Source organism: Streptomyces diversicolor (genome assembly GCF_057537855.1).
In genome coordinates this window covers 17,445-26,194 of record NZ_BAAJXA010000066.1, presented here as the reverse complement: position 1 = coordinate 26,194, position 8,750 = coordinate 17,445, and the positions used below count along the sequence as shown (strand labels likewise).

11 protein-coding genes are annotated in these 8,750 nt (G+C 70.5%); 3 read left to right on the top strand and 8 right to left on the bottom strand.

Translation table 11 applies throughout. The annotated features are described in order from the left end of the window. Positions 1 to 6: 6 nt before the first annotated feature. Positions 7 to 1,962: a MobF family relaxase gene (mobF, locus tag AC27LF_RS42575; RefSeq protein WP_479661357.1), complete on the bottom strand. Its 1,956-nt coding sequence runs from the start codon at positions 1,960 to 1,962 to the stop codon at positions 7 to 9. A 293-nt stretch (positions 1,963 to 2,255) separates the two neighbouring features. Here mobF and AC27LF_RS42570 point away from each other — a divergent pair, with 293 nt between their 5' ends. From AC27LF_RS42570 to AC27LF_RS42560, 3 genes are all read left to right on the top strand, one after another. Next, on the top strand, positions 2,256 to 2,552 hold the full coding sequence (locus AC27LF_RS42570) for a hypothetical protein (protein ID WP_479661358.1): 297 nt from the start codon (positions 2,256 to 2,258) through the stop codon (positions 2,550 to 2,552). A gap of 165 nt (positions 2,553 to 2,717) precedes the next feature. Next, positions 2,718 to 3,794 (top strand): ParA family protein, encoded by a 1,077-nt coding sequence (locus AC27LF_RS42565; protein WP_479661359.1) that lies wholly within the window; start codon positions 2,718 to 2,720, stop codon positions 3,792 to 3,794. Next, positions 3,791 to 4,879, top strand: coding sequence for a ParB/RepB/Spo0J family partition protein (locus AC27LF_RS42560; RefSeq protein WP_479661360.1), 1,089 nt, complete (start codon positions 3,791 to 3,793; stop codon positions 4,877 to 4,879). Before AC27LF_RS42565 ends, AC27LF_RS42560 begins: the two co-directional genes overlap by 4 nt. An 89-nt stretch (positions 4,880 to 4,968) precedes the next feature. Here AC27LF_RS42560 and AC27LF_RS42555 read toward each other — a convergent pair whose 3' ends face one another. The 7 genes from AC27LF_RS42555 to AC27LF_RS42525 all read right to left on the bottom strand — a co-directional run bounded on the left by AC27LF_RS42555 (position 4,969) and on the right by AC27LF_RS42525 (position 8,746). Next, on the bottom strand, positions 4,969 to 5,499 hold the full coding sequence (locus AC27LF_RS42555) for a hypothetical protein (protein ID WP_479661361.1): 531 nt from the start codon (positions 5,497 to 5,499) through the stop codon (positions 4,969 to 4,971). Then, complete coding sequence (locus AC27LF_RS42550) at positions 5,493 to 6,185, bottom strand: hypothetical protein (RefSeq protein WP_479661362.1); 693 nt, start codon at positions 6,183 to 6,185, stop codon at positions 5,493 to 5,495. Before AC27LF_RS42550 ends, AC27LF_RS42555 begins: the two co-directional genes overlap by 7 nt. Further along, on the bottom strand, positions 6,182 to 6,622 hold the full coding sequence (locus AC27LF_RS42545) for a RapZ C-terminal domain-containing protein (protein WP_479661363.1): 441 nt from the start codon (positions 6,620 to 6,622) through the stop codon (positions 6,182 to 6,184). The genes AC27LF_RS42550 and AC27LF_RS42545 overlap by 4 nt, the downstream gene beginning before the upstream one ends. 87 nt (positions 6,623 to 6,709) lie before the next feature. Next, a complete protein-coding gene (locus tag AC27LF_RS42540) occupies positions 6,710 to 6,886 on the bottom strand; it encodes a hypothetical protein (RefSeq protein ID WP_479661364.1) in 177 nt (58 codons plus the stop codon). A 32-nt stretch (positions 6,887 to 6,918) separates the two neighbouring features. Continuing rightward, positions 6,919 to 7,665, bottom strand: a complete 747-nt coding sequence (locus AC27LF_RS42535) for a hypothetical protein (protein WP_479661365.1) — start codon at positions 7,663 to 7,665, stop codon at positions 6,919 to 6,921. Beyond that, a complete protein-coding gene (locus tag AC27LF_RS42530) occupies positions 7,665 to 8,555 on the bottom strand; it encodes an Lsr2 family DNA-binding protein (protein WP_479661366.1) in 891 nt (296 codons plus the stop codon). Before AC27LF_RS42530 ends, AC27LF_RS42535 begins: the two co-directional genes overlap by 1 nt. Before the next feature lie 11 nt (positions 8,556 to 8,566). Further along, a complete protein-coding gene (locus AC27LF_RS42525; protein ID WP_479661367.1) occupies positions 8,567 to 8,746 on the bottom strand; it encodes a hypothetical protein in 180 nt (59 codons plus the stop codon). Between the last annotated feature and the right edge of the window lie 4 nt (positions 8,747 to 8,750).

Genomic DNA, 8,750 nt, shown 5'->3' with positions numbered 1-8,750 from the left:
GTGCACTCAGTGGCTGGCCTCCCGACCGCGGTGCGGTCCGGGCGTCTGCGGGCGGTGCGCCTGCTGGTCGTCCTGGCGCACCGGGTGGGCGTCGGCATCGTCCTGTTGGGCGTAGCGGTCCGAGCGGGTGCGGGAGTCGTCGGCCGCCTTGGCGAACGCGTCCTGGAGGTGGCGCAGCCGCTCGGCTGTGAGGTCGAGGGCTTCCACGTCCGTGCGGGACTCCCTCAAGGCCCGCAGCGCCGTCAGGTCGATCGCCTCCCCGCGTCCGGCTCCCGGCTCCTGGTCGTCGTGCTCGGGGGCGGCGGCCGGGGGCGCGAGCAGCTGCTCGGGCATCGCCGCCTGCTGGTGAGCGACGACGTCGTACGCCCGGCCCCACACGGCGGTGGCGGTGCGCAGCTTCTCCCGGACCACCGCGCGGGCGAGGACGGCCCGGTCGTAGTTGAGCTGGACGCGGGGTATCTCCCACTCCCCCGCCCTCTGGTCCGGGCGCCCGGGCGGCGCATCGGGATCGGCCGGGGGTCGCCGGTCCGGGTCGGGCGCGGGGGTCGGTGGGCGGCGCCGGGCGGGGAGGTCGGACAGGGCCCACCGGGCGGTGTAGAGGCGGTAGCCAGCCTCCAGGCCGCGCACGGTCTTCGGCTCGCTGATGTCCAGGCAGTGGGTGGAGATGGCGGCGGCCACGATTTGGTCGTCCAGGCCGGGGTCGCGGCGGCGGCCGCGCAGGACGAGGGCGAGGTGGCGGCGGGCTTCGGCGAGCAGGTGCCGACGGTGGAAGCGGCCGCCGTCGTTCATCACGAACACGGTCGCGGCGACGTCGACGGCCGCCAGGGCGACGTCGACCACGGCGGCGACCCGGGCCCGGATCGCCGCGGCGGCGGCGCGGGCGTACTCGAGGAGGGAGTTGATGATGTCGACGGCCACCCCGGAGGTGCGGATCGCGCTCTCCTTCCACTCCTTGCGCAGCTGCGCGAGCGGCTGGGTTTTCTGCTTGGGCGGGCGGGTCTTGCGGGCGGCGATCCGGTTCAGCTTGGCGCGGGCCTGCTCGGAGACCACGGGCAGAAACTTCAGCTCGCCGTCGTCGTCGACAGCGGTCACGTACTCGTGCTCCAGGTCCTCGAGGCAGGCGGCGATCTGGTCGCTGCGCCGGGCGGTCCAGCGGATCAGCTCGTGCGGCACCCCGGCAATCTCCATCACCGGCCGGCGTCCCGGGGTGACGGTGCGCGGCTCGGTCGCCAGCCCCAGCGCCTCGCAGACCTCAGCGGCCACGAGCTCGTTGTAGAGCGCTGAGGCGGCCACGGTGTGCTCGTGCAGGGCCAGGGTGTGGATCGAGCCCCACTTCCCGTCCAGGCGCTGTCCCTTCACGGACAGCAGCAGATGGTCATGGAGCAAGGGCCGCCCGGAGCGCGCCTCGTAGTGGCGGAAGCGGGCGGCGACCAGACCGCCGGGCGGCCGCACCCGGTAGATGCCGTCCTTGCCGTACCGGATCACGGCCACCTCGTCCTCGATCCACTCCAGCACCCGCTCGATCGCGCGCTCGTGCGCGGCCTCGATCACCAGCCGGGTCTCCTCATCCCCCAGCGCCCACAACAGGTAGATCGTCGGCTGCGGCCGGAAGACGAAGTCGACTCCCGTGACCGTCACCCGGCGTCCGAGGGCGCCGGCCTTGAACGCCTTCTTCGGGGAGTCGCCCTTGGCGAGCCGGTCGGCCTCGATCCGGTCCGCGTACGGGTGGCGGCCTCGCTCGCCGAACAGGTTCCGCAGCTGCGCCTCGGTGACCTCCTCGCCCGGCGCGAGTCCGAGCGCGGCCAGGCCGCGGCCCATCCATCGTCCGGCCGGGACGCCGGCTTGCTCCTGGGCGGCGCGCAGCGGCGTGCGTGCGGGGCGGCGGCCGTCGCCGACAACGGTCTGGCGCAGGTAGTAGCGGTACATCTGACCGGCCCGGATGACCCGGATATCAACTGTCATGCAGACCACGCCACACGGCTCTGACCTGCAAGAAAAGGCCGATCAGCGGTACGTCCCGCCAGGCGGGAGCAGCGGCCGAACTTTCTTCTCAGGCGCCCGTCAGGCGGGACGCGGCCCCGGGCCGGAAGCGAATGTCATCGCTCTCCGGCAGCCCACACATCACGACCCGGACGACACCAACACGCACCACTGAGCAGTACCGAGCACCAAGGACGCCACCACCAACGAGCACCGCCTACAGCAGCCCCCGGCACCCGCCGGGGGCTTCGTCGTGCTGCCCGGAGGAGACCACCGTGCCCACCTTCGAGACCCTCCCTCGCTTCACCGCCGACCTCCAGCACCTCACCCCCGCCCAGCGCCGGCGCTTCCGCCGCATCGTCCTGGACGCGTTCGTGCCCGACCTGCGTCCCGGCCGCCAGTTCCGCCCCGGGTTACGGATCAAGGGCGTCCGCTGCGCCCCGGGCGTCTACGAACTCACCTGGGCGGGCGGCGGGCGGGCCACATGGCAGTACGGTCCGGAGATACGTCCTGGGGTCCCGCACGTCATCTGGCGCCGCATCGGAACCCACGCGATCCTCACCGGCCCCTGACGGGCAACGGCCAGCGTCGTGAGTTAGCCCGTTGTGATGGTCGTCCGCGCGAGCCTGCTTCGAAGCGGAGGCGACCTAGTAATGTTCGGCCGCATGAGCATCCCTAGCCCTCGGGGAGAGCGAGAGAAGCTAATTACAGCCCTCACTCCCCAGCTTCGCAGGCACTTGAAGATCCGCGCCTTTGAGCACGGAATGGACATCCAGGACGCGGCCGAACACGCCATCAAGGCCTGGTACGAGGCTGACGGTCTGCCCGAGGTGAAGACCGACGGCGCCAAGACCTGGGGAACGTTCCTCTCCGTCGGCGAGCCCGACAAGTTCAAGGGGGCGTGCTCGGACCGAGGCGTCACCTACGTTCAGGGGCTGGCACAAGCCCTGACGTTGTGGCTCGACAACCACCCCTCGCCTTCTGCCCCGTTGGTGTCGCAGCCCGTCGTGCGCGTCATAGTGGCCAACCAGAAGGGCGGCGTCGGCAAGACCTTCATTTCCTCCGGCATTGCCCAAGCTCTCGCAGAGGCCGGCCGTCGCGTCCTGATCATTGACTACGACCCGCAAGGGCACCTCACTGCCGAGCTCGGCTTCGAAGACCTCATGTACGAGGACGACGTTGAGACGCTGATGATGCACATGGACGGCACCGCGAAGGGCGACATCCACGACCTGCTGGTCGCTCTGGACCAGAAGCGCTTTGGTGAGCGGCTGCATCTGCTTCCCGCGTCCGACGACGCGTTCCTCAGAGACGTCGCCCTGTCCAAGGTGAGCTTCAGCGAGGCCGCCCTAGAGCGCGCCCTGGAGCCGCTGGAAGAGGACTACGACGTCATCATCATCGACGGCCCGCCCAGCCTCGGCTTGAACATGGACACCGCCCTGTACTACGTACGCCGCCGCGAAGGTGAACTCGCCGACCGATCAGGCGTCATCACTCCGGTCTGGGCCAACAAGGCATCCCACCGCGCCTTCCGCCTGCTGAAGTCCCAGAAGGACGACCTGTGCAAGAAGGGGCGGATCCAGGTCGACTACCTGGGCCTGATCATCAATGCGTACGACAGCCGCCGCGGCAAGCTCGTGAAAGAGAACAAGGATGAGTGGGAGAAGAGCAGTTCCCCCGCTGTCCTGGCGGTGATCGGCGACCTGAAGGAAGGCCGCGAGGCCGCTGACGGCGAGATCCCGCTGCTTGAGTACGCACCGGACAGCGAACACGCGCAGGCGATGCGCGACCTGGCGAAGGAACTGGCGGTATGAGGAACACCAGCAAGAGGGACGGCCAGCAGCGGGTCACGCGCGGCTTCAGCATTGACGAGAACGGTCCGGACGGAGAGCAGGGTCCACCCCGTCGCGTCCGGACCCGCTCGCAGATCATGAGTGGGGAAGGCAAGAGGCCCCCGGCCTCGGTGAAGCTGGCGCTGCTCGCGCACAACCCGTTCAACCCGCGCGAGGAACTCACCAACCTCGAGGAGACCGCAGACTCGTTGCGGGCCAAGGGGCAGATCCAGCCGGTCACCGTGGCGCGGCGAGCTGCCTTTCTGACGGCGCACCCCGGGCAGGAAGCGGCGCTCGCTGAAGCCGAGTACGTCGTCATCGACGGCAACCGGCGTCTGGCTGCCGCCCATCTGGCCGGCCTCGAAGAGCTGCGGATCGACGTCAACGACGACCTCGCGGCAAGTGCGGCGGACCTCCTGGAGTCCGCGCTGATCGCCAACATCCACCGCGAGGATGTGGCCCCCATGGACCAGGCGAAGGCTATCCAGGATCTTGTGAAGGTTCATGGGTCGCAGGGCGAGGTGGCCCGGAGGCTGGGGAAGACACCGCCTTGGGTCTCGCAGCGCCTGGCGCTCCTGGAACTCACGCCCGATCTCCAGGAGCAGGTGGAGACGGGGGAGCTGAAGGTGGAACCCGCTCGCCGCATCGGCCGGCTCCCCAAGGCGCAGCAGGCGGGCGAGGCGAAGAAGGTCATCGAGGCCGCGAAGGCCCCGCGCCAGCGGCGCAAGCCTGCGGTGGAACAGACCGGCGAGGCCTCAACCGTTAACGCCGTTAATACCTCCGAGGGCGAGACGCCGACAGGCTCCCCCGCGCCGCAGACCGTTAACGCCGTTAATACCCAGGAGGCTCAGGCCCCTGAGAGCGCGGCGCAGTCCGAGGCCGAACAGTCGGGCCAACTGCCGTACGGCGATGCCCTCTCGGTGGTCACCGAGCTGCACCTGAAGATGGCGCCGGAAGTCTTCGCTGACGGTGCTCGCGTGTGGCTGAGGATCCTGCGCGAGCAGCACCCAGACACGTACGGCGCGCTGATCCAGGAGCTGAACCAGCAAGAGCAGCAGCCTGCCTGAGTTGCCAGGGCCCTGAAACGCAAGAAGGCCCGTACCCCCCGCAGCGCTTCGCGGGGAGTACGGGCCTTCTTCATGCTCAGCCGTGTGCGTCAGGGTGCCCAGACGGCGGGCGCCCCTTGGTCGGGGTTGGGGAGGCCCGTGGCGGTTGCCGGGGCGGCGGGGTGCCGCATGGCGGTGACCGGGACCGCGCCGGGCTCGGTGGGCGGTGCCCAGATCAGGCGCCAGGTGTCTTCCCACTCGCAGCCGCACGGGTGGTCTGGGTGCGGGTGCCGTAAGAAGACGGCGTGCGTGTGAACTGCCCGTGGGATGCGGTGGATGAGCACCGCGGGGTCGTCGCCGGGGTAGAGGTGAAGGTTGCGCCAGCCGTGGACTCGGTCCATGAACGCGGCGGCGGCCTCGATGAGGTCTGCCCACCGGTGGTGACCGAGGACGACGAACCGGTCCGGGTAAAGAGCGTCGTCGTTCGGTGCTCCGATGCCGGCGACGAACAGGCCGCTGTAGGCGATGAACCCGTTGTCGGCCGCATCCTCGCTGCTGGGTGTCCAGATGCCTTCGGCGGGAACGGTCGTGCCGTCTTCCGCTTCGCTGGTCTCAATCTCGTACAGGGCCGTCGTCACCATGGAGCGCTCACATCCTTGAGAAGGGCCGCCAGGAGCTCGCAGGCGTCGGCCTCGTGCGGGTCGCGGTAGGAGGCGTGGTCGCTGACGTGGAACCCGGTGTCCTTCGCAGTGACCGTGTACCCGGGCATGACGGTGGCCGCGCGGCCCTCCAGCAGGTTGTTGAGGCGGTCCGCGTCACGGGAGGCGAGCCAGGTCTGGGTGTACGGGCCCATGCGGAGCAGGAAGCGGCCGGAGTTGTCCGTCCGGCGGGCTTCGACGTGGACGGCGTAGTGCGCGGGCTTCATGCCAACGTCGTCGGGGATGTCGAGGCCGGCCGCGGCGTGGGTGAGCGGTGTGAGGGCCGGGTGCCACAGTCCGAGGATCTTGTCCGTCTCGCAGCGCAGCCAGCCCCTGCCGGTGTAGCCGAGCTGGTGGCCGTGGAGGTAGGCCGACGCGTGCGGAGTGTCGGGGTGGACCAGGGAGACGGCGATCAGGTCGGGCCCGTGATCGTCGCCTAGGCGAGGGTGGGCCCGTTCCACGAACGGTCCGACGCGTACGGCGATGTCCCGGTAGAGGCCAGGCGTCCACGTCTCCATGTCGCGCAGTGCGGCGAGCAGCGCGCGGAACTGGTCGACGGCAGCCTGGTCCTCGGGGCTGAGAGCGCCGGGGGCGTTGCCGCAGCGGCGGAAGAGGGAGGGGCGCTTCATCGGGTCGGCTCCTGCTCGGGGTGAATGGGGGCGGGGCTGGCGGCAGACGCTTTCAGCACGCGCGGTAGGTGGACATGGAGGTGCTCGACTTCGACTTGGCGGCCGCGTTCGCGCAGTGCGCGGGCAAGGATTTCGGTGAGGCCGCTTGCACGGTGCCGACCCCCGGCACAGCCGATTGCGATGCGGTGGGGGCCTGCGGGGAGGTCGGCGTAGTCGGCGAGGTTGTCTATGAGCTCGCGGGCGCCGGGGGTGTTCAGAACGACGTCCTGGACGCGGGGGCTGAGGCCGTCCAGGTCGAGGATGTCGCGGGCGGCTGCCGGGTCGCGCAGCCGGTCGCGGACGTCCTCGATCCGGTCGGCGGCAGGCGGGACGGGAGAGCCGTCCGGGCCGGTGGGCAGGTGCAGGTAGCCGAAGGAGATCAGGCGGATCGGACGCACGAAGGAGTGCCCTTCTGCTCGGTGATGAGGGAACGGCGGAGCGCCGCGCCCGGCCGGGAAGGTCGGGGGCGGCGCTCCGGGGTGGTGCTACTGCGGGACGGTGTCGGTGACCACGAGGAACTGGTCGCTGCGCAGGTCCATGACGACCTGGGCGTTGGTGCCCTGGGCGCGCTGGGCGGCGGCGTACTCTTCGGCCGGCCAGGAGCCGCGGGGGCCTCCGGCGGGGAACCGCTCCAGGACGCTGCGCTGGGGCTGGGTGGGCATCAGGGGTGTTTCCCTTCGGGTGTGGCTGGTGGTCACGGGTCGGTGTCCTCGGTGGCGGGGATGTCGCCGAACATGTCGTCCATCGCGTGTGTGACGGCGGGCCGGTGTTCGGGCCGGGTGGCGTTGAGGACGACGTTGGTGAGGTCGATCAGGTCGATGTCCTCGAAGAGCTCGGTCAGGTCCGCGATGGTCTCCGGGTCCAGGACGACGCGGTCGGGGCGTTCGCTGTCCATGAAGCAGCTCATGGCGTCGAGGTGGTCGGCGATCCGGTGGGCCATGGCCGGGGAGATGTCGAGTATGTGTGCATGCTCCGAGGCCATGCCGGGACCGTTGGGGCTGATGTCGATGCCGATGGTCCGTTCACTGCTGGGTGAGCGCCGCGCGAGGTTGTTCAGGGCTTCGGCGAGGGCCGTGATCGCGTTGCTGTGGCTGGTGTCCGTGTCCGGGGCCGCCAGGGTGTCCGTCTCGTCTTCATCGGTGTCCAGTACCGGTGCTGCCCAGAGGACTTCGACGTTGGCGGCGTGCAGCCGGATGACCCCGTCGGCGGTGTCCGGGAGCGTGAGGTGGCCGCTGACCCGGAGCAGGTCGCCGGGCTGCCGCTCGGTGAGCAGGGCGTAGGCGATCTCCGGCTGCGTGGTGGTGCAGGGAATGACCGCTTCTTCCATCAGGTGGTCGGTGCCGGCGGAGCAGTTCAGCCGCCAGGAGGCGGTGTCCTCCCCGTCGCCAGGTTCGGCGTCGGCGGCCAGGTAGCCGTCCAGTGCGAAGGGAATGGCGTCCATCAGCCCGCCACCGCCAGGTTGGTGGTGCGGTGGGCGGCGTCGTACGCGTCCAGGACCTTCTTGGCCGGGTTGCCCTTGTCGGCGACCTGGTGGCCGTTGGCGCGCGCCCACGTCCGGATCGCGGCCAGCTCTTCCTTGCTGCGCTTGCCGGTCGCGGTCGCGGCCGGGGCCGGGGCGGGAGCGGCGGCCGGAGCCAGGGGCTTGGCGTCCTGCACCGCCGTCGCGATGTGACCGCCGGCCTTCACCGCGCGCAGCTGCGCCTGCGCGGCTTCCAGTTCGGCCTTGGCATTGGCGACGCGTTCCTCTGCCTCCCGTTGGGCGGCGTCGGTGGCGCGGCGCTCGGTCAGCTCGATGAGGTCGCTGCGCACGCGGGCGGCCCGGTTGCGGATGGCGGCGGCCGGGTGGTTCTCCGCCCACATCAGCAGGGCCTCGATCTGGTCGGCGTCCATCGTGCTGTCGGGCACCGTGGCCGGGGCCGTCTCCGTCTCCGTCTCCGGGGCGTCGGCGTTGTCCTCGGTGTCCGCGTCGGCGGCGGGCAGGCCGGCGGTCTGGACGGCTTCGGCGAGTTCGTCCTGCGACAGGCCGAGGGTGTCGCGGACGTGCTCGGGGCTGTCGCCGTTGTTGAGCATGGAGGCGGCAGTGGCGGTGAAGGCGTTGGCGGTCATCTGGGCTCCGGTCGTCGGGGTGTCGGCGGTGGGAAGGTGGGGGAGCAGGGTGACGAGGTCGTCCTCGCCGCAGGGCAGTCCGAGCGCGCCCAGGAGGTCGGCGAGGTCGTCCTTGTCGCGGGCGTTGTGGGCGACCACCAGGGAGGCAGCGGCGGTCTGGCCGCTGCCGAGCTCGGTGAGTTCGAGGGCCTCGGCTTCGAGGGCCTCTTTCATGTCGGTGAACATGGCCGGCCCTCCTAGGCCGCTGTGGTGCGGGGCTTGCGCAGGGCGAGCGCCAGGAGCTCGCGGTTGTGCTCCTGCTGGGCGGGGGTGATCGGCCGGGGCTTCGCCGTCCCGGGCTGACGCCAGTTCGGGTGCGCGGGCGGCTCGGGGTAGACGAGCGCCTGGTCGACGTCGTGGTGTGGGGTACTGCTCATGGAT

Bases quoted from the DNA above. Each gene is read 5' to 3' on its own strand.
- mobF (WP_479661357.1), bottom strand. From the start codon at position 1,962: ATGACAGTTGATATCCGGGTCATCCGGGCCGGTCAGATGTACCGCTAC.
- AC27LF_RS42560 (WP_479661360.1), top strand. From the start codon at position 3,791: ATGAGGAACACCAGCAAGAGGGACGGCCAGCAGCGGGTCACGCGCGGC.
- AC27LF_RS42555 (WP_479661361.1), bottom strand. From the start codon at position 5,499: ATGGTGACGACGGCCCTGTACGAGATTGAGACCAGCGAAGCGGAAGAC.
- AC27LF_RS42550 (WP_479661362.1), bottom strand. From the start codon at position 6,185: ATGAAGCGCCCCTCCCTCTTCCGCCGCTGCGGCAACGCCCCCGGCGCT.
- AC27LF_RS42540 (WP_479661364.1), bottom strand. From the start codon at position 6,886: ATGCCCACCCAGCCCCAGCGCAGCGTCCTGGAGCGGTTCCCCGCCGGA.
- AC27LF_RS42535 (WP_479661365.1), bottom strand. From the start codon at position 7,665: ATGGACGCCATTCCCTTCGCACTGGACGGCTACCTGGCCGCCGACGCC.
- AC27LF_RS42530 (WP_479661366.1), bottom strand. From the start codon at position 8,555: ATGTTCACCGACATGAAAGAGGCCCTCGAAGCCGAGGCCCTCGAACTC.
- AC27LF_RS42525 (WP_479661367.1), bottom strand. From the start codon at position 8,746: ATGAGCAGTACCCCACACCACGACGTCGACCAGGCGCTCGTCTACCCC.